The following is a 20,841-nucleotide window of genomic DNA, read 5'->3' as shown; positions in this document are numbered from 1 at the left end:
TTATAATTATTTTTTGAACCCATAAATTAGGCAAAAATATGACCAAATTACGTTCTTACTATCTCTGGTTTTTTGCTTTATGCATTGTGCTTACCTTAATTGTAGGTGTGGTTGCAGCAGTATTACCAGCGAGTGTAGGCGGTATTTTAACAGCCGTTCCATATTTAGGCGCAATGATTTTTGTCTTATTTAAATTTTTAAAGAAAGAACGCCGTGCTCCGACTGTACAAGAAAAAAAGAAATTTACTTTAGGTTTTAGTCTGATTTTTTGGGGCTATAACTTGTGTGGTGTTTTATTTTGCCTATTCTTATTTGCCAGAAAAGACCCTGAGATTTTGCAAAACTTTATGCTTTACCTCAAACAGCCTCAGTTTTTAAGCATTATGGTGATCATGCTTTTAATGTTAGCTATTCCGCTTTATTTAATTACTTACTGGTTTTATGGCAAACAGGCACAGCGCATGGCTGACAAAATGTTTAACGTGCAATAGATCACTATGAAAACTCATACGTTTAAATATAAATGAGTCTTATACAATTAAATAAAAGTTGAATCCTCAGCCTAGGAGGAAATATGAATAAGAATGTATTAATTACGGGTGCCAGCGGTTTTATTGGCACGCATTTAATTAGGTTCCTACTACAAAAAAATTATAACGTGATTGCTGTGACACGGCAGGCTGGAAAGGAATCTGACCATCCTGCCTTGCAGTGGGTACAAAAGTTCGAAGATATCTCGACCAGTCAAATTGACTATGTGGTGAATTTGGCGGGTGCAAATATTGGCGAAAAACGCTGGACCGAGTCACGAAAAAAACAATTGATTGAAAGTCGAGTAAACACGACCCGAAAACTGTATGGGTGGCTCACGCAATCTGAAATTTTTCCGGAAGTGATTGTGACTGGTTCGGCCATTGGTTATTACGGGATTGATGACCAAGAAAAGTGGACAGAAGTGTGCACTGAACAAAGCTCGCCACAGCCTATTTTTATGTCCGAGCTTTGCCAAGAGTGGGAACATGCAGCTTTAGCAGATCCTCAGCAAAATACTAAAATTATTCGCTTAGGCGTAGTGTTTGGGCAAGGCGGCGGCATCTTGCCTAAAATGTTGCTTCCGATTCGACTCAATTTAGTCGGTCAAATTGGTCATGGACGTCAGCCTGTGGTTTGGGTACATATTGAAGATGTATTAAACGCTATCGAGTTTATATTTAAGCATCCTCAAACTGCTCAAATTCATAATGTCGTAGCGCCAGAAAATGTGGCCCAAAAAGCTTTTGTTGAACAAGCTGGCGCGGTACTCAATAAGCAACCACTATTGTCAGCACCAAGCACAGTTTTTCGCTGTTTGTTAGGGGAGCAGTCGCAATTGATCTTAAATGGTCAATTTGTTAAGCCCGCAGCCCTGCAAGCAGAAGGATTTGAGTTTGCTTATCCACAATTAAAAATGGCTTTAGAGAATATATTGGCGTCAGGCTAAGATTTTATTTTGCAAACGCTCTGGTGAATATGCTTTGGCATCAACTAAGGTCGGTTGACCCAACATAAGCTGACGGAGCAATTGCGCAGAGCCTGCGCCCATACATAAGCCATTTCTAAAATGACCAAAGTTTGCCCATAGGTTATCCATTTCAGGCATTTTGCCAATGTAGGGAACACCATTTGGTGAACTTGGTCTGAGGCCTGCCCAGCGTTGTACGATCGGGAAATCGGCCAGTTCAGGCACCATTTCCAAACATGCTTCTAAAATATTGTGCTGGGTGGTTTCATCGGTAGAGGTGTCGAAACCACGATGTGCCATGCTTGACCCACAAACAATATGACCGTCCATACGAGGAATCAGATACATCACTCGATTCATGCACATGGTTGGTAGCCAGTGAGCAGGGGTTTTAAATAGCAGCATTTGACCTTGAACAGGTTCGACTGGAATTTCGAGTTGTAATTGTGAGTTCCAGTAATGGCTCCAAGCCCCCGAAGTTATTACAAAATGATCTGCTGTATGTTTGCGACCATCTTCAGTTTGTAGGGCTTGTATAACGTCGCCATTTTGAATCAGTTTTTTAACAGCAGCGTGCTCAAAAAACTCAACTTTTGGATGTTGTTTTAAATAGCTAATCAGGGACTGTAATACACGCGGGTTGCGGATATTAGACAGTTCAGGGAAATAAATCGCTTCTTGAAACTGATCGGAGATATGCGGGTTGACTTGTTCTAGCGCATCTCGTTGTAAATATTCACAGCGCTGCATCGGTTCTTGATGTTGCTCGGCGTAGGAAAGTCCAACGTCAAAATCTTCTTCATCAAAAATGAGCATGCCTGTGTCATGAATTTCAAAATCAATGCCTGTAACAGGGGAGATTTTTTGGTTCCATGCTTGATAAGAGGCTTTACCAAATTGAGCAAGTTGGTTCACTGCATGCACATAGCGCCACGGATACATCGGAGAGAGAATACCTCCGCCAGCCCAAGAGGCTGCTTGTCCCGCTTGTTGTTGATCAAAAATGCTGACTGTGCAGCCTTGTTCAACCAACTCCAGCGCAGACATTAATCCACTTATGCCCGCGCCAATGATTGCAATATGCATGCAGTGTTATCCTTTCTCTGCGAACTTAGTTCATTTCCTTGAGTTTTTCGGCAGCAGTTTCTGCAAAGTAAGTCCAGATCCCGTCTGCACCTGCGCGGCGGCAGCACATAAGTGATTCTAAAATCACTGAGTCTGATAACCAGCCATTTTGAATCGCGCCAGCTAACATTGCATATTCGCCACTCACTTGGTAAATGAATGTTGGAATACCAAAGGTATCTTTCACTTCACGTACCACATCCAGATATGGCATGCCCGGTTTTACAATCACCATGTCGGCGCCTTCTTGAATATCAAGTGCGATTTCATGTAACGCCTCGGCACGGTTGGCAAAGTCCATCTGGTAGTTATATTTATTACCACCTTTTAGGTTGGATGCAGAGCCAACAGCATCACGGAACGGACCATAGAAGCTAGATGCATATTTTGCAGAGTAGGCCATGATGTTGGTATAGATGTGACCATTGGCTTCTAATGCCTGACGAATTGCGCCAATGCGGCCATCCATCATGTCACTTGGTGCAACTACATCAGCACCTGCCTCTGCATGACTTAAAGCTTGTTTAATCAAGCATTCTACAGTCTCGTCATTAAGCACATAGCCAGTTTCATCAATAATGCCGTCTTGACCATGCGTGGTGTATGGGTCGAGTGCACCATCAGTAATTAACACCATTTCTGGTAATTCTTTTTTAAGTAAACGGCAGGTGGTTTGTACTAAACCATCTTCACGCCATGCTGCTTCTGCGGTGAGGCTTTTGTCTTCTTGCGGGGTAACTGGAAAAAGAGCCAGTTTTGATACGCCTAATTCCAGAAGTCTTTCAGCTTTTTTCAGTAACAAATCTGCCGACAAACGCTGAATGTTGGGCATACTTGGAATATCTTGGGTTTGATTTTGTCCCGGTAATACAAATACTGGATAAATCAAGTGATTGGTAGTGAGCTGTGTTTCGCTGACCATCGCACGCAACTGGTCATTTTTACGGATACGGCGCATGCGAGTAGCTGGAAATGCAGGACGATTGAACGTATAAGTCATAACAATCTCGATGTTCGGTATTACACTAGGATAGGTTGGCGGATATTCCATTACTGTCAACCGACTGCCGTATTGTAGCCCCATAATGCTGGATTTGTACAAAATTATGGGTGTTTATCATGCTTTTAAATTGAGTCAGGGCGCTTTTTTTAGGGGTTAAAAAGCAGAAATTTTCATAAAAACTTTGAGATAAACATTAATTTAATTAGAACGAACGCATTAGTTATATTTTTTTATTCTCATATCATGAGGTTTTAGCGTTAAAATTAGCTCCTTTGACAATGCGGTATGTCTTGTTTATAGAAAAATAAAAACTCTATAACAAGGTGTAGTGCGAGATTGATGGCAAAGCCAACTCATCTTTAGGAACATACCATGACTGATGCACAAAGCAATGTACAAGAAACAGTGCCAACAACATCTGCCTCGGATGACAACAACCAAAACAAGCGCAAGAAATTTCTTGGTTTTTTTGCGCTGATTTTATTGATTGCCGCTATTTTATATGCAATCTGGGCATTATTTTTAAATCACTCGGTGAGTACGGATAATGCTTATGTCGGTGCAGAAACCGCGCAAATTACCTCAATGGTGAGCGGACAGGTCGCTCAGGTTGCTGTAAAAGATACTCAAACGGTACATCGTGGTGACGTGCTGGTTCGTATTGATGACCGTGATGCCAAAATTGCATTGGCTCAAGCTGAGGCAGAGCTTGCCAAAGCAAAACGCCAATACAAACAAACTGCGGCAAACAGTAGTTCTTTAAACTCTCAAGTTGTGGTTCGTGCTGATGAAATTAACAGTGCCAAAGCACAAGTTGCTCAAGCACAGGCCGACTATGACAAAGCTGCTTTAGAGCTTAACCGCCGTGCGCAACTTGCTGCCTCTGGTGCAGTGTCTAAAGAAGAACTCACTAAAGCACAAAGTGCTGTTGAAACAGCTAAAGCGGGGCTAGAGCTTGCCAAAGCTGGTTTAGCGCAAGCGTCTTCAAGCCGTAAAGCTGCTGAAAGTACCTTAGCTGCAAACGAAGCGTTAATTCAGGGTGTAAGCGAAACTTCGACTCCGGATGTACAAGTTGCACAAGCGCATGTTGAACAAGCTCAACTTGATTTAGAGCGTACCGTGATTCGTGCACCAGTCGATGGTGTGGTTACGCGCCGTAATATTCAAGTCGGTCAACGTGTTGCGCCGGGCACGAGCATGATGATGATTGTGCCGCTTAACGATTTATATGTAGATGCGAACTTTAAAGAAAGTCAGTTGAAAAAAGTCCGTCCGGGTCAGGCTGTCACGCTAACTTCAGATTTATATGGTGATGACGTCGAATACCACGGCAAAGTGATGGGCTTCTCTGGTGGTACAGGCTCTGCCTTTGCCTTAATTCCGGCTCAAAACGCAACAGGTAACTGGATTAAAGTGGTTCAACGCTTACCGGTTCGTATTGCACTTGACCCGAAAGAACTTGCTGAACACCCACTGCGTGTTGGCTTGTCGATGGAAGCAAAAGTCGACCTATCTGCGAAGTAAACGCTTATGAAAACGCAAACACCTTTTGCCGAACTAAGCGGTGGCCGTTTATTACTGGCAGCGTTTGTTATTGCCTTGTCGAACTTTATGGTCGTGCTCGATACGACTATTGCCAACGTATCTGTACCGCATATTACCGGTAACCTTGCTGTTTCAAGTACACAAGGGACATGGGTTGTTACGTCGTATGCTGTTGCAGAAGCGATTTGTGTACCTTTAACGGGTTGGCTGGCAGGCCGCTTTGGAACTGTTCGGGTTTTTATTTTTGGCCTGATTGGTTTTACCATTTTTTCTTTTTTGTGCGGTCTAGCAAACTCATTAGGCATGCTGGTGTTTTTCCGTATTGGACAAGGTCTATGCGGTGGCCCCCTCATGCCGCTCAGCCAAACCTTGCTGATGCGTATTTTCCCTCAAGAAAAGCATGCACAGGCGATGGGCCTATGGGCAATGACGACCGTCGTCGGGCCAATTTTAGGGCCAATTTTGGGTGGTCTGATTAGTGATAACCTATCTTGGCACTGGATTTTCTTTATTAACTTACCTGTTGGGATTATTTGTGTTTTAGCAGCAATGCGCTTGTTAAGAGTAGCTGAAACAGAAACAATTTCTTTAAGAATCGATACAGTCGGTTTAGGTCTGTTAATTCTCTGGATTGGCGCGCTACAGCTCATGCTCGACTTAGGGCACGAACGCGACTGGTTTAATAGCACGAGCATTATCGTTTTAGGTTTAACTGCCGCCATTGGTTTTGTGGTGTTCCTCATATGGGAACTCACCGACAAACATCCCGTCGTGGACGTGAAAGTATTCCGGCATAGGGGCTTTGCAATCTCAGTGCTGGCGCTGTCACTTGGTTTTGGAGCCTTCTTTGGCAGTATTGTACTGATTCCGCAGTGGCTGCAAATGAACCTTTCCTATACCGCCACATGGGCCGGATATTTAACTGCAACCATGGGCTTTGGTAGTTTGACCATGTCACCAATTGTGGCAAAGCTTTCGACCAAACATGACCCACGGGCGCTGGCGAGTTTCGGTTTGATCTTGCTCGGTGGTGTGACCTTAATGCGGGCATTTTGGACCACAGATGCCGACTTTATGGCACTGGCTTGGCCACAAATCCTGCAAGGTTTTGCTGTGCCGTTCTTCTTTATTCCACTGTCCAACATTGCACTTGGTTCGGTACTCCAGCAAGAAATTGCATCTGCTGCGGGCCTCATGAACTTTTTAAGAACCATGGCAGGGGCGATTGGTGCTTCAATTGCAGTGACCGTGTGGGACGACCATGCCAAAGTTGCACGTAGCGAAATGGTGTCAAATCTAAACACAACCGAAGTTCAAAATAACCTGATGCAAAATGGTTTTTCGGCTGACTCGACGCTCGGAATTATTTCAAACCTCGTTGATAAAGAAGCCATTACCATGTCGGCAAACCATGTGTTTTTGCTGTTTGCGATGGTATTTGTCTTTGCGGGACTGGTGATTTGGCTATGTCCAAAACCCAAAGGAAATACAGGCGGCATGCCATCCCACTAAACACAAAAAAGCATCTTTTCGAAGGTGCTTTTTTAGCGCTATTAAAAAATAGGCTAGGTTCGTAAATGGTAGATTTTGCCTGTATTTAGTTGAATAAAGCATGCCAGAATCGGGCAGATCAGTTATAAAAGCGTGTGATATCAAGCAAGGAGGCATAATACAGGGCACAGGATAAAACGCCCTCAAACATTTACTATTATAAAATCTTATTTTTATCAAAGATTAAAAAAACTTAATACCTGAAAACTAGAGAAGCTTGCATGGCAATTGCATGGATAGGCAAGCGTATATATTGGAGTTATCACGTGAATATAAAATATTCATTTTTGTTCAGTAGTTTATTAGCAGTCGGTTTATTACAAGGGTGTGGAGATGATTCTTCAGATCAACCCAAGGATGACTCAAATACAACTCCGCCCAATTTAATTGTAGATAATGACCCGACCAGTTGTAGCAAACTGGCACAAGACGGTTCAAGCGTGGTGGTGGGCTCAAACCAAAATGGTGACCCAGCCGCGCCTGAAGGTGCATCGGGTTATAGACTTGGTAACACGGTTAAATATTCAGATAAATATATGGTGGTGGCAAACACGCCACTTGCGGTAAAAGCAGGTTGTGATGTTTTAAGAGCAGGCGGTAGTGCAGTCGATGCGGCGGTTGCGGTACAAGCAGTGCTTGGTTTGGTCGAGCCACAGTCGAGTACGATTGCTGGTAGTGGTTTTATGATGTATTACGATGCCAAAACCAAACAGGTCACGGCTTATGATGGTCGTGAAACTGCACCAGCCGCAGCTAACCCATATTATTTAATTCGCCAAAATATGGATGACCCAAATTCACCAGCACCTGTACCAAGTGCGCGCCGTAGTGGTCGCTCGATTGGTGTGCCGGGTGTGATGCGTTTACTTGAACAAGCGCAAAAAGAACACGGCAAACTCAAGTGGAACCAGTTGTTTGATGAAGCCATTGATTTAGCTGACAACGGTTTCCGTATTCCGGGGCGTTTAGCAGATGCCATTGCAAGTAATGCAAATAGCTTGGCACTCGATGCAAATGCAATGAAAACCTATTTCTATATAGATGGTTCACCACGTAAAGTCGGTGAAATCATGACCAATAAAGAATATGCAAAAACCCTAGAAGCACTTGCTGTACAAGGGGCAAATGCATTGCACACTGGGCCAATTGCTCAAGCGATTGTGGCAAAAGCAGGGCAAACAGTCGGGGATGACCCAGCAAGAACTCCAATTACGCCAAGTTTGATGACCTTACAGGATTTATCAAACTATGAAGTGAAAAAGCGTACTCCAATTTGTACCACCTACCGTGATAGTTTCTATGTATGTACTATGCCGCCTCCATCTTCGGGAGGGATTGCAGTTGCTCAAACGCTGGGTATTTTAGAAAACTTTGATATGTCGCTCTATCCACCTAAAAACCCTGAAAATGAAGGCGGTGTGCCGGATGTGATGGGTGTGCACTTAGTGTCTGAGGCAGAGCGTTTGGCTTACGCTGACCGTGACAAATATGTGGCAGATACTGACTTTGTGCCTTTACCAGCACAGGGTATTCCAAGCTTTATTGATAAAAATTACTTGAAACAACGTGCAGCACTGATTAACCCGAACCAAAGTATGGGCGTTGCGCCAGCAGGTAATTTCAATACAGCGGCAGGTGTGGACACCACTGTTGAACATGGTACAACTCAGTTCACCATTGTAGATGCCTATGGCAATGTAGTTTCAATGACATCGACTGTTGAATCGAGCATGGGTTCATTCCACATGGTGGATGGTTTCTTGCTATCAAACCAGTTAACTGACTTTAGCGCAAACCCTTATGACAGCACTGGGGCACTGGTTGCGAACCGTGTAGAAGGGGGCAAACGCCCACGTAGTACCATGGCGCCAACTTTAGTGTTTAAAGGCACTACGCCAGATGAGTTTTATATGGCAACAGGTTCACCAGGTGGCGGCACGATCATTCAATATGTAGTTAAAACTTTGGTGGGAGCACTAGACTGGAACTTAAATGCACAGCAGGCTACCTCGCTTGTAAACTTTGGCGCGACCAATAGTAAAAACACCAATGTGGATAGCTCGAATGTACAGCTTTCTTTAGTTGACCTAATTGAAGGTTTAAAAGCAAAAGGGCATGGCATATCGAACACTGCACAAACCAGCGGTATTTCAACGATTATGAAAGTAAATATAAATAATCAGAGTAAATATGCAGGTGGGGTTGACCCTCGCCGTGAAGGTATTGTGTTAGGCAATGGAGCCTTATAGATCAAACTTTAAAAAAGCTGTCATTTTTGGCAGCTTTTTTATGAGGGGCCTTGAAAAAAACAAAAGGCTCTCCATTATTTAAATATGTTCATCAGTAGCAGACTGTTGATAAATTGCACAGCATTTTATTTTAGTTATGCTATGATGTTCAGACATTCATGGGGATGTTATTGGCTTCGACGCCGGTGATGAAACTCATAGATGCATGCCGAGAGCGCATTTTCTCTCGTAAATAAAATTTGCATTTTAATAGTCGCAAACGACGAAACTTACGCTCTAGCTGCCTAAGGGCAGTTTGTCCGCTTCCTAGAATACTTGTGGTTTAGGAACCCGACCGTAGCGCACGCACACAAGTCCGTATAGAGTCAAGCCTCGGGGCTTTATACCAAACTTAGAGGATCGCAACTTGTACCCTGTTCGTCGGGTCACTTGGTGTTAAAACAATAGACGATATCTAAGCATGTAGTATTCTCGAGCGTAGTGCTGGCGGACGCGGGTTCAACTCCCGCCATCTCCACCAAAATTCGTGAAAAGCCCTGGAACGTAAGTTTCGGGGTTTTTCTTTTTAAGATTTAAATAATTAAATCATCTGTGCGATGACGAACGATGCAGGTCCCAAAGCTGCGAATAAAGCTGTTTTCTAAATCATTTGGGCGATGAGAAACTTAGGACCAGGCGGGGCAATAAAAGTACTTGATTTCTAAATTATCTATTCGATGACGAACCCACTTTGTAGATATAGTTTTATCTGGATAATTTTCTAAATCATCTATGCAATGAGCAACAGTCCAATTGAAATTGAGGAGTTCAGTTTTCATTTCTAAATCATCTACGCGATGAGCAACTTGCTTTTGCAGCTCTTCCACTTTCGCTTACTTTTCTAAATCATCTGTGCGATGAGTAACACCCGTACAGCTCAAGTTCTTGCTGACACGATTTTCTAAATCATCTGAGTGATGACCACTATATTGGACTAGAGTCCATCATTAGAAGACGTTTTCTAAATCATCTGGGCAATGAACAATTACCACAAAGAGCTAAGCGCCCATGTCTTGTGTTTCTAAATCATCTATGCGATGAAGAACGTTGATACGGTTGCAAAATATAATGATTGCAATTTCTAAATCATCTGTGCGATGAGCAACCGCACAGTGGCGGATGTGATCAATACAATTAATTTCTAAATTATCTATGCGATGACGAACAAAAACGGACTCTTGAAAGTCCGCACTGTCTCTTTCTAAATCATCTATGCGATGAGAAACTCACAAGAAGCAAAAGCCCTTGGAATAAAAATTTTCTAAATCATCTATGCGATGAGCAACGCTTATTGCACTGACATTCTTGTCACCATTAATTTCTAAATCATCTGGGCGATGAGCAACGCACAGGCAACAGCAGACAAAGGCATCAAGTTTTTCTAAATCATCTGGGCGATGAGCAACATTGTGGAGAATGAAACATCTAAATCAGTTGCTTTTCTAAATCATCTACACGATGAGCAACTTAAAGCCACTGCATTTGAATTTGTACCACTATTTCTAAATCATCTATGCGATGAGCAACGGTATGAGCTTTACCATTCTCATATTCAAACCTTTCTAAATCATCTGGGCGATGAGCAACTTAATTGAACGTGTGCAGCTCGTAGATAAGTATTTCTAAATCATCTGGGCGATGACGAACTTGCCACGCTTTGCAATCGAAGCTTTGGGCATTTTCTAAATCATCTAGGTGATGACGAACGCACAACCATCGTTATTGGAAAGAACAATGACTTTCTAAATCATCTACGCGATGAGCAACAATACCATTACTAATTCTTCTGATTATATCGTTTTCTAAATCATCTGGGCGATGAGCAACTATGCCATTAACTCGGTTTTCTGAGGTAAAAATTTCTAAATCATCTGTGCGATGAGCAACGAAATATGATGCTTTCTTAAGTTCTACATCATTTTCTAAATCATCTGGGCGATGAATAAATTGGGCTTTTTTTATACTTGGAGAAAAGTAATTTTCTAAATCATCTACGCGATGAGAAACCGGTCCTTATCTCAAATCAGATAACCCTTTTTTTTCTAAATCATCTGAGCGATGAGAAACATATCGAGCCTAATAATACTTTTAGTAAATGTTTTCTAAATCATCTGAGCGATGAGAAACGTTGGATCGCGTAGATCGGCGCATTGCTCAATTTTCTAAATCATCTGAGCGATGAGAAACATCAACATCATAAGGTTTATTCGGGTTGTACTTTTCTAAATCATCTGAGCGATGAGAAACGATTTAATGCAGTACTTCCCGCCTCTCGATATTTTCTAAATCATCTGAGCGATGAGAAACCGCTGCGCCTTTCCGCGCTCATAGATTCGCACTTTCTAAATCATCTGAGCGATGAGAAACATCAAAAAATTACAGCTGCTATTGGTGATGTTTTTCTAAATCATCTGAGCGATGAGAAACAATTGGTAAGCTTGAGCTGCATCATTCCCCGTTTTCTAAATCATCTGAGCGATGAGAAACTTCACCAAGCACGACGACAACAAGCAGGGCAATTTCTAAATCATCTGAGCGATGATTTAGAAATTCTCGATTTTCTTTAATTTTGAAAGCTTCTCGTTTTTCATCGTATAGATGATTTAGAAAAAAGTAGTAAGATCTGGTGCATTTTGGATCTGGTTCTTCATCGCATAGATGATTTAGTAAAAAAAGCATCCAAAGGCGTTGTCCTTGGTGGAGTGGTTCATCGCATAGATGATTTAGAAATTAGGCTCTAAACCAGTTAGTATGACACCACAGTTGTTCATCGCATAGATGATTTAGAAATTTAATCTGAATCCAGAAGGTAATAACAACTCGTTGTTCATCGCCCAGATGATTTAGTAAATGCTCTGATCTAATCCTATTCCGCTCATAAGATTATTCATCGCGTAGATGATTTAGAAATTTGATATTTTCAGAATATTAATTAGTGGGATGTTGTTCATCGCATAGATGATTTAGAAATTGTACTCGCCCCGATTTAATAGGTTCGCTTTGTTATTCATCGCATAGATGATTTAGAAAATATAAATTTGAACCAAGACTTGCTAAAAAAAGTTATTCATCGCATAGATGATTTAGAAATGTTTATAAGTCTGCTTGTGTTGACGCTGATGGTTGTTCATCGTATAGATGATTTAGAAATTATTTATCCACAACTTTTTAAATTTGAAATTTTTTGTTCATCGCGTAGATGATTTAGAAATATTTATGTGTAGATTAGAACAACTAGAATATGTTCATCATAGCTCAGATGATTTAGAAATTCAGATACTGAGCAATTTAAACAACTTAAAAGTTGCTCATCGCATAGATGATTTAGAAATTCAATTGCTGATGGTGATACGGAAGGTATTCGTTGCTCATCGCATAGATGATTTAAAAGAGTTCCTTTCAAAATTTAAGACGACATATTTTGTCGTTAAAAGGTCGTATTAAGCTGATAAAAACTTTCTCTTTTTAAAACAAAAGATTATATTTTATTACATTCGAACTTTAACAATAAACTATGCACGTCATTCTCATCTCTGCTTGCGAAAAAAGAGCTTTAAAGAAAACTCGAGCGATTTTGGATAGCTATGCTATTCGTACAGGACATTCGTCTTGGCAAGCACCAATGACAATGGAAGGTTTAAAAGAAATTCGTAGTGCATTAAAGAAAGTAGCCACCCGACAAACTGCGGTGGTCGCTTACATTAATTTTGGTGTGCGAAGAATGAAGCTGGCATGGGTTGTCGGAGCAAAACATAAATTTGCTCATGACGGTGCATATCCAGTTGCATCAACTAAAAAACAGCAAAAGTTACTCATGCTTGATGAGTGGGTCAAAGTAAGTAGCTTGTTGGCAGGTGCAGCAGGGGACATGCATGATATTGGTAAAGCTTCACAACATTTTCAGAACAAATTAAGTCCAGAAATGGCAGGACAAAAAATTAGAGATGACATTCGACATGAATGGCTATCTTTAAAACTATTACAACAACTCCGAAAAAATGGATGGGACTGGCAGCTTGCTTGGAAAAAGTTAGATAAAGGTTTAGATAAATTTACTTTAGGTGATCGACAAGAAATTGAACAGGGAATCCAAAACGAATTAGAAGCAGTCGATTATTTAGTTGTTACACATCATGGTTTATTAGGAGTTGAAGAAACTTTAAAAAATGATCCATTAGCCTTACCTCACTATGAAAATCATGTTCGTACATTAGTTCCAAGTCGTGAGCAAATAACCAGTGCAGGTGAGTTGCCAGACTCTATTTTTAAAAGCCATCAAAAACGTATGCAGCGTTTAACTGCATTAATACCAAAACAAAAAATAGACCAGCTTTTATATTGGAAAGCCTTAGCACTACATTCACGAGCAGCTCTAATCCATGCTGATCATATTGTCTCGGCACAGCAATATTCTTTGCAAAAGCCTGAAAATGTATCGTTATTTGCAAATACAAAGCTTAAAACTATAGACCAAGACAAGAAAGCCAAATTACAAGATCAGCCACTAGAATGGCATTTACATCAAGTCGGAGATCGGGCTTCACGCATCGCAGTTCAAATGATGACTGATTTGAGTTTATCTGGCCTATCTGAACAAACGGTTGAATACATTTGCCAGCCAACAACTCACCCACGTTTCCAATGGCAAAATATTGCAGCAAATGCATTGCAAAAAAATATACAGAAGCACCCTGAAACACCGGCACTCGTATTTAATATTGCAGGGACAGGAAGTGGTAAAACGCGCATGAATTTGCGCGCTGCCTGTACTTTACGACCAGATGATCCAAGAATGTCGATTGCTCTTAATTTGCGTTCTCTAACTTTGCAAACTGGGCACGCACTTAAAACATCGATGAATCTATCGGAAGATGAAATCGCCGTTATTATTGGGGACACTGTTACCCAGACCTTATTTGATCAAAGTAAAGAGAAAATTGAGTTTGTTGATGAAGATGAAAATCATCCTGAGCCTATTGTTGATGCTTGGGGTGAGGACTACGATTTACCTGAATGGTTACATCCATTATTTACGGTTGAAAAAAATGGACGTAAAGTTTTAGATCAAAAGGAAACTACAATCCTTGCTTCGCCATTATTAGTTTCAACCATTGATTATCTGATTGCAGCAGGTGAGCCACATAGACAAGGACATCACGTTAAAGCATTACTTAGAGTGATGAGTAGCGACTTGATTTTAGATGAAGTTGATGGCTATGAACCTAAAGCATTGATCGCTGTTTTACGTTTAGTTCAGTTAGCTGCAATGTATGGTCGAAACGTTATTTGTTCGTCGGCAACCTTATCACTTACAGTTGCCAAAACAATTCATCGGGCTTTTGAGTCGGGTATGCAGATGCGGGCAGCCCTTTATGGTACCGAGAAAAAATCAATCATTGCGATTATTGATAATGAGCTTAAACCGCAGGTCTGGTTAGAACGATCAAATCAAAAATCAGAATTTAATACAAACTACCAAAAGCATTTAGATGATTTACAAGTTCACTTGCTCTCTAAGCCTACCCATCGACTGGCTCAGTTGCTTTCATTACCTGAAACTACAGTTTTATCGTGGAAACAGTCAGTATTAGAAGCAGCGAAGCAACTTCATCAAGAGCACGCATGGAATTTTAAAAAGACCGAAAAGAAAATTTCTTTGGGGCTTATACGGGTTGCCAATATTAAACATGCAATTCGACTTGCCCAATTTTTATCAGATCATTTATCTGAGGCAAATGTCGCTTGTTATCATGCAAATGATTGGCTTATCTCAAGATTTTATAAAGAGCAACGTTTAGATCAGCTTTTAACACGCCATAAAGACGGTAAAAAAAGAAAAACGGGTAATGAGCAGATTGAGCAAGATGATGAAATGATCGACCTCATTCAAAAATCTAATTCTCTAAATATTCCATTTATTGTAATTGCAACACCAGTGGAAGAAGTCGGGCGAGATCATGATTTTGATTGGGCTATCATTGATGCATCAAGTGTACAATCAATTGTACAAACAGCAGGCCGAGTTAATCGTCATCGGTTAGAAAAAGTACAACAACCCAATATTATGATTCCCCAGTGGAATTATCGTTATTGTGAACAACGTGATATTGAAAAACTTAAGCAGCAAAGTAAGCAGCGTCGACCTGTATTTGTATATCCTGGCTATGAAGGGTATGGTTCATCTGTAACATCAACTTATTCATCTCAAGATTTAAAAGAGCTTTTACCATGGGATCATCAATCTCAATTAGTCATTAATGCCCGTTTGCGTTTTGATCAAGTAAATTGTTTATTTGCAAAACATGATGATCAACAAATAGAAAATTTTTGCGAAAATTATTTTAATGATCAAGGGGAGCAGTTATTTTCTCGGTCGGATGTAGATGCAAGTATCATGACAGAGAATATTTATAATTTAACGCCTTTACGAGAACGTAACTATCAAGAAACCTATATGTTTGAGTGGACTAATAGCTTGATTGTTAAAAAACAAGTTTATGGTTTTGATGAAAAAGCGACTAAAGCTTTAAAATATCCAAAATATGGTTTGGTATGGGACCAAGTGAAGTTCGAAGAAATTCCTGCTAAGCCACAAGCATGGTTAGCTCTCGATCCACAACAAATGAAAGATTACTGTTATGAGTACCAAATTGCCAATGAGCAAGGCTGCCGTATATCTTTAACACCTTACAATAGAGATGAAGTGCCTACTTGGTCTTATGATTATGGCTTTGGCGTGATGCAAAAATAGATTACTAAAAATAAAGTTCTCGTACGCAACAGAAGCTTAATTTTTATATCGACTTAGAGTAGCCTTCCATCGCAGCTAATTTTATTTTTATAGTATTGCTGTTTCTTCATTAGAATTTTGTTTCTTGATTCGTTAGAAATACCTCAAAATGATATGTAGGTTAAGTGAAATGACTTTTTTATCTTGTAAAGAAATTGATGAGCTCATGACAGAGCTAGGGTATACACAAACTAATACTCGTAAATATGCTCATGAATTTAAATTAAAAAATGGTCAATATGTTTATGTTAAGCAATTGAAAGATAATCAAAAAAGAAAAAAACAACCATCGAGGTTTATGATCCATCCATCTTTTCGGAAATTTAAAGAAGATTTAATAAAGCTAGAGAAAGTTGAGTTTAGTTTTGAAGAAAAAGGAAATATGAATACAGCATTTGCTTGTTTTCCACAGTCTAGTGAGTCTGAGTGCGCCAAGAATCCTACACGGTATGGGATAGGAGTTAACTTTAAAGATAAATTAGCATTAATTAATTTTCTAAAATTTATAGAAAGTAATAAGTACAAAGAGCTCTAATGAGCTCTTTTTTATTTAATTAGATATCAGTTCTTGAATAGTGAATCTTTCAATTGCTTCAGCTTCTATAAATATAATTCGTTAATTAAGAAAAACTCTTTAAACATTTGAATCCCCCGAGACCCCCGTGCCACAACAGAACTTTAATTCTTTATAGAAAAAGCTCCTGAATAATCAGGGCCTTTTCTCGCTTAGATTAATTTTTTACATTCAATATCATTTAACGGTGAATCAGTTTTCATGATGATTTTTTCAATTTTGGGTTGAAGTACCAAAGCCTCTTTTGAAAGTTCTTTAGCTTTAGCTGATATCTCCCTTCCGTTTTTTTCTTTAAGTTTTATATATTTTTCGATGTATTTATTACTTACACATAATGAATCTAAAGCATCAATTGACATCTTACTTTTTTGACCCGAAGCCATTAAATCAAGATCATCATTAAGCTTTATGTTTAAAGAGTCGTAAGTTGTATTTACTGCATGCATTAAAAAAGTGGCATAACTTAGCAACTGATCATTAGTTTGAGTTACCTTGGTAGCTTCATTGTATGCTGCTTTATATAAGGATTTTGTGTAATAAAGCTGATTAAACTGGGCATAGAGTGATGCTTTATATGCTTGGGTTATATCAGCTTCAGTAATCCCATGTTTCTTAGGGCGGACTTGGCTACAGGCTACCGTTAAAAGAGACAATAAAATAATACAAAGTTTAGATTTCACAATTAATTAACCATTTCTTATTCAGGCAGGGAATAACTAGATTTAGCTATCACTAATTTATAAAATTAGCTATTACAAGCTCCTTTAAACTGGAGCTTTGTATGGTAATATTTAATTAATATTTTCAACTATTTACAAACTTGCTGAAAAGTTGCTAGAGATTTTTCTTTGCTATCTCTTAGCTTGATAATTTCATTTCTTGCTTCGTATAGTTGCTTAACACTTTTCTTGGTGTCTTCGGTGATATTGGCTTTATATCGCTCATCCGTATTATTTATATAGTTTTGCATGTAGACGGTCAGCCAACAGACATCGTTGAGATCGGTATAGTCAAACTTATTTTTATCTAAGCCAGTTAACCAATTACCATACTCATCATTCAGTAGACTTTGTGCAGTTCTTACTTTTACAAAAGTATTTTTGAAAATGATCTCTTTTAGAGCTGGTTCTTGTTTTACGTCTTTATTGGCTTCCAAAATCAACTTTCTATTATCAGTAACGTAATTCTTGAAGTCCTTTTGAATAAATATATCTACATCCTCTTTTTCAGATGATTTACATCCATTGAAGCCAACCAAAAGAAGCGGTGCTAAAAATATTAATATCGTTTTCTTCATATTATTACTCGTGACTAGAAACTACTGAGCGGCGGTCTATATTGATATTGTCGTATAAACTGCGATACGGTAGCACTATCATACGGATAATTAAATACTTTTTTATATATCCTCATTAATAGGTATGGTCGATTATTAACATGAATAGGCTAAACTAATTAAAAGATATCTCTTAAAAGAGGAGTCTTTCATAAAGAAATCTTCTATTGACATAAAGATGACTTACTTTGAAATTTTAAATAATTTTCTAAGATACTAACCCTATATAGTTACATATAACTTGTTTTTTAGTTTAAGTAAGTTTTGATATTATTGTATTGAAAATTAGAGCAGGAACTATAATGACAAGTCCTATTTTTTTACAAGACCTTCCTATTGAACAATTAGAAAAGCTTTCAAAAAATGATATTCAAAAGATTTCTAATGCTGAAAAACTCTATTGGGATAATAAACCTCATATTATTTACTACGTGGCTGTACATGGTGCTAAAACTCAGAACGATGGTTTAGTTAATGTATCTTCTACTAATACAAAAATTAAAGGATTATCTATTGCCCGTGTTGGAGATGAAGTTATTTATGCAGATGGCACAACCTCCAAAATCATCTCTGGTGCTGGTACAGCATGTATTGTTGATGGATCACCAGTAGCTCTAGTGGGCAGTCGATTAGAAAATGGGGATGAAATTATTGAGAGTCCGAATAATACTATTGCGATTAGAATTTACAAAGATCAGGCCTTACCTCAAAACTTTTTGAGTCATGACTAATTTTTAAGGGGTAGGCTATGGCTAAAGGTTTTGCGATTCACAACGCTATTACTGATCATGGTGGAGTTGTTCCATCTACACAATCGAGAAGTTCTCAGATGGGAAACTTGTTTGTTAGAGCTGGTGATGGTCATATGTGCCCTAAATGCAGGTGCTGGTCTATAGTTATTAAAAGTCATGACCATGTGATTTTTGATGGTAAACCAGTGGCATATGTGGGTGATAAGCTATCATGTGGTGCAACGATTCAACCACAACAGTCTCATGTTGTAGGGGAAAGTGGTGGAGGGGGAGGATCCTCTTCTAATAATTCCAAAAGAACCCCTAAATTTGATGAACAACTTCAATTAGCTGACGATTCTAGCATTAACAGTCTTTTCAAATATATTGGTTACAAACTTCAAGTTGGTAGTAATTTGCATGAAGGTCTATTAGATAGTGAAGGTAAAACCCAAAGAGTCACTTCAGAAAAAGCTGAAGAAATAACAAATATAGAGTTCTTTTTTAAAGAAAAAATTCCTTATTTTTATGAATTAGATCAGGACAAGTAGTGTGGGTATTAATATAAAAGCATCAACCAATAGTGTTGAAAATAGTGTGAAAAAAGTAATAACGTTACCTTCCCGTAATCTAACATCTGGTGAAATAGCTTTATCTAAGCTCGTTTTTAAAGATAGTATTGATTATTCTAAAGTTAAAATTTTTACTGGTGACTATTTACCTAACCAAGACCCAACAACATTCGTTACTCCAAACGGTAATATTTATGCTCCGAGAGAAATTTATTTACCAGACTATAGTGCTTCAACAACTGATTTTAAAAAGGTTTTTTTACATGAAATGGGCCATGTATGGCAATATCAATCAGATGTGAATGTACTAGTTGTAGCGGGTTCAGTACATGCGTGTGCTTATTTTACTAAGAAAGATCCTTATCTCTACAACATACATGAACTAAAAAAATACAAGTCAGATTTCATGCCTAATTTAGTTGAACATCTACCTAAAAAATTATTGGATTACAACTTGGAATCTCAAGCAGAAATTTTAGCTGATTATTGGTTACTAAAATATACCAATAAACAAATTCAGTATATGAAAGTAGATAATATTAAGACCAATATTAAAGGTGCTTGGGCAACTATAGTACAAATTTATGAAGATAAAGTTAGACAAGCTATTCCATAACAAGGAAGTTATATGAAATTATTTAGCGCATTGATTATTTTATTTATCCCTTTTTTCGTTACTGGATGTACAAGTCACAATAGTATAAAAACTGATATTGTTGTTTCTAGTAATCAAGGAAATCTCTATTTTTCTTTTCCAAAAGATAAAAAAGTTTTGGTTTATCATTATGAAATTAATGACTATGAAAACTTTGAATCAGATGGCATAACTTATAAACGATTATTTGTTTCGAAAGAGATTAATAAGGAAATGAAAGAGATTATTTTTGAGAACTATAAATCAAAAAAAATTGTAGAAAATCACGCTTATTATATGTTGTTAGGTGAACAAGGATTAAATAAAACTGGTGTTGGATTCACTACAGTAGGTTTTTGTTTACATAAAGATAAAATTCTTACTAAGCAACAAAATGAAAATACTTCTGTATTTATTCAAAAATGCCATGATTTATGATGTAGATGCTTAACCGTAGCCCTAATACTTTGGGGATTACCTTAAAGGTAATTTCTATGAAATTATTGTATTTACTACTTTTTATTAGTAGTTCTGTTAGTGCTTCTCCTAGTTCAGCATTATATGTAAAAATTAAAAACAATAATGTGTGTGTATTTACAAAAGGAGGCTATGACAAAGCATATGAGAATCGGACCTTAATTTATATGGGGAAAGTAGATGGAATTAATACCTTTCATGATACTTATTCAAAAACTTATTTGAATCTTAAAATGCCTATTATTGAAGAGAACTGTATTAAAATTAAGGCATCCGAATTTGAAGAGCCTTTTCCGTATGATGTTATCCTTGAAACAGACCAATCATATACGCAAAGAATTTGCGTAAATAGGACTGCTGAAGGAAAAACTGTATTATTAGATGCTAAAGCAGACCTTGAAAAAGGTATATATTGTGGCACTAATCAATATGATTACTCTAGCAATGGCCTTTGGACTAAATTAAAAAATCTCTATTATTGGTTAATTAATTTTTTTAATTAAAACACTTTTAAAGAGGTCATGGTTACTTTATATACGATACATGTATTCAGTTATAGCTCTTCATTTCCACAAGTGAAGAGTTTTTTTATTCTATAGTCTGACACACAATTGATCGAATCTAGTTCCTTTCGAGTAGTCGAAATGGGAGACAGATACAATTGCACTAAACCCTCTTATAAGCAGGCCCCCATGCCACAACAGAACTTTAATT

Annotated in this window: 18 protein-coding genes and 1 other RNA gene; 15 read left to right on the top strand and 4 right to left on the bottom strand. The window is 38.5% G+C overall.

Features of this window, described 5'->3' with window-relative positions:
• The first annotated feature begins 38 nt into the window (after positions 1-38).
• Together F931_RS14010 and yfcH are read left to right on the top strand one after the other, a co-directional pair.
• A complete protein-coding gene (locus F931_RS14010; protein WP_016141983.1) occupies positions 39-491 on the top strand; it encodes an ABZJ_00895 family protein in 453 nt (150 codons plus the stop codon).
• 83 nt (positions 492-574) lie between these two features.
• Entirely contained in the window at positions 575-1,480 is a 906-nt protein-coding gene (yfcH, locus tag F931_RS14005) for a TIGR01777 family oxidoreductase (RefSeq protein WP_016141982.1), read from the top strand.
• Here the strand turns inward: yfcH and F931_RS14000 are convergent.
• Together F931_RS14000 and hemB are read right to left on the bottom strand one after the other, a co-directional pair.
• On the bottom strand, positions 1,472-2,587 hold the full coding sequence (locus F931_RS14000; RefSeq protein ID WP_016141981.1) for an NAD(P)/FAD-dependent oxidoreductase: 1,116 nt from the start codon (positions 2,585-2,587) through the stop codon (positions 1,472-1,474). The two genes, yfcH and F931_RS14000, sit on opposite strands and share 9 nt — an antisense overlap.
• Before the next feature lie 25 nt (positions 2,588-2,612).
• The gene (gene hemB, locus F931_RS13995) at positions 2,613-3,626 is read right to left on the bottom strand and encodes a porphobilinogen synthase (RefSeq protein ID WP_025470366.1); all 1,014 of its coding nucleotides are present in this window, start codon (positions 3,624-3,626) and stop codon (positions 2,613-2,615) included.
• Between the two features lie 375 nt (positions 3,627-4,001).
• On the opposite strand from hemB, the gene F931_RS13990 reads away from it, so the two are divergent.
• The 8 genes from F931_RS13990 (at position 4,002) to F931_RS13970 (ending at position 16,338) form a co-directional block, all read left to right on the top strand.
• On the top strand, positions 4,002-5,153 hold the full coding sequence (locus tag F931_RS13990; protein ID WP_016141979.1) for an EmrA/EmrK family multidrug efflux transporter periplasmic adaptor subunit: 1,152 nt from the start codon (positions 4,002-4,004) through the stop codon (positions 5,151-5,153).
• A 6-nt stretch (positions 5,154-5,159) separates the two neighbouring features.
• Entirely contained in the window at positions 5,160-6,686 is a 1,527-nt protein-coding gene (locus tag F931_RS13985; RefSeq protein ID WP_016141978.1) for a DHA2 family efflux MFS transporter permease subunit, read from the top strand.
• Positions 6,687-6,991: 305 nt separating this feature from the next.
• Positions 6,992-8,974, top strand: coding sequence for a gamma-glutamyltransferase (ggt, locus tag F931_RS13980; protein ID WP_025470365.1), 1,983 nt, complete (start codon positions 6,992-6,994; stop codon positions 8,972-8,974).
• 160 nt (positions 8,975-9,134) lie between these two features.
• Positions 9,135-9,494, top strand: a transfer-messenger RNA (tmRNA) gene (gene ssrA, locus F931_RS22155).
• A gap of 928 nt (positions 9,495-10,422) precedes the next feature.
• The gene (locus tag F931_RS22150; RefSeq protein WP_155237658.1) at positions 10,423-10,608 is read left to right on the top strand and encodes a hypothetical protein; all 186 of its coding nucleotides are present in this window, start codon (positions 10,423-10,425) and stop codon (positions 10,606-10,608) included.
• 555 nt (positions 10,609-11,163) lie between these two features.
• Positions 11,164-11,580 carry a hypothetical protein gene (locus F931_RS22405; protein WP_155237657.1) on the top strand — a complete coding sequence of 139 codons (417 nt, stop codon included), beginning with the start codon at positions 11,164-11,166 and terminating at the stop codon, positions 11,578-11,580.
• A 947-nt stretch (positions 11,581-12,527) separates the two neighbouring features.
• Positions 12,528-15,764: a type I-F CRISPR-associated helicase Cas3f gene (gene cas3f, locus F931_RS13975; protein ID WP_016141975.1), complete on the top strand. Its 3,237-nt coding sequence runs from the start codon at positions 12,528-12,530 to the stop codon at positions 15,762-15,764.
• 169 nt (positions 15,765-15,933) lie between these two features.
• Complete coding sequence (locus F931_RS13970) at positions 15,934-16,338, top strand: hypothetical protein (protein WP_016141974.1); 405 nt, start codon at positions 15,934-15,936, stop codon at positions 16,336-16,338.
• A gap of 191 nt (positions 16,339-16,529) precedes the next feature.
• Here the strand turns inward: F931_RS13970 and F931_RS13965 are convergent, their stop codons facing one another.
• Positions 16,530-17,057, bottom strand: a complete 528-nt coding sequence (locus F931_RS13965; RefSeq protein WP_016141973.1) for a hypothetical protein — start codon at positions 17,055-17,057, stop codon at positions 16,530-16,532.
• Between the two features lie 128 nt (positions 17,058-17,185).
• Complete coding sequence (locus F931_RS13960; RefSeq protein WP_016141972.1) at positions 17,186-17,674, bottom strand: hypothetical protein; 489 nt, start codon at positions 17,672-17,674, stop codon at positions 17,186-17,188.
• A gap of 341 nt (positions 17,675-18,015) precedes the next feature.
• Here F931_RS13960 and F931_RS13955 point away from each other — a divergent pair, with 341 nt between their 5' ends.
• From F931_RS13955 to F931_RS13935, 5 genes are read left to right on the top strand one after another with little or no spacing between them, the layout of a single operon-like run.
• Entirely contained in the window at positions 18,016-18,444 is a 429-nt protein-coding gene (locus tag F931_RS13955) for a PAAR domain-containing protein (RefSeq protein ID WP_016141971.1), read from the top strand.
• A 17-nt stretch (positions 18,445-18,461) separates the two neighbouring features.
• Positions 18,462-18,995 carry a PAAR domain-containing protein gene (locus F931_RS13950; RefSeq protein WP_016141970.1) on the top strand — a complete coding sequence of 178 codons (534 nt, stop codon included), beginning with the start codon at positions 18,462-18,464 and terminating at the stop codon, positions 18,993-18,995.
• A 1-nt stretch (position 18,996) separates the two neighbouring features.
• The gene (locus tag F931_RS13945) at positions 18,997-19,632 is read left to right on the top strand and encodes a hypothetical protein (protein ID WP_016141969.1); all 636 of its coding nucleotides are present in this window, start codon (positions 18,997-18,999) and stop codon (positions 19,630-19,632) included.
• Between the two features lie 12 nt (positions 19,633-19,644).
• Complete coding sequence (locus F931_RS13940) at positions 19,645-20,088, top strand: hypothetical protein (RefSeq protein WP_016141968.1); 444 nt, start codon at positions 19,645-19,647, stop codon at positions 20,086-20,088.
• 56 nt (positions 20,089-20,144) lie between these two features.
• Entirely contained in the window at positions 20,145-20,630 is a 486-nt protein-coding gene (locus F931_RS13935) for an NF045616 family extracytoplasmic (lipo)protein (RefSeq protein ID WP_025470364.1), read from the top strand.
• Positions 20,631-20,841 lie beyond the last annotated feature (211 nt).

Origin of the sequence: Acinetobacter pittii ANC 4050, from assembly GCF_000399685.1 — a bacterium.
Taxonomy (GTDB): Bacteria; Pseudomonadota; Gammaproteobacteria; order Pseudomonadales; family Moraxellaceae; genus Acinetobacter; species Acinetobacter pittii_E.
Note: the sequence above shows the minus strand (reverse complement) of the source record. Positions and strands in the feature narration are given on the sequence as shown.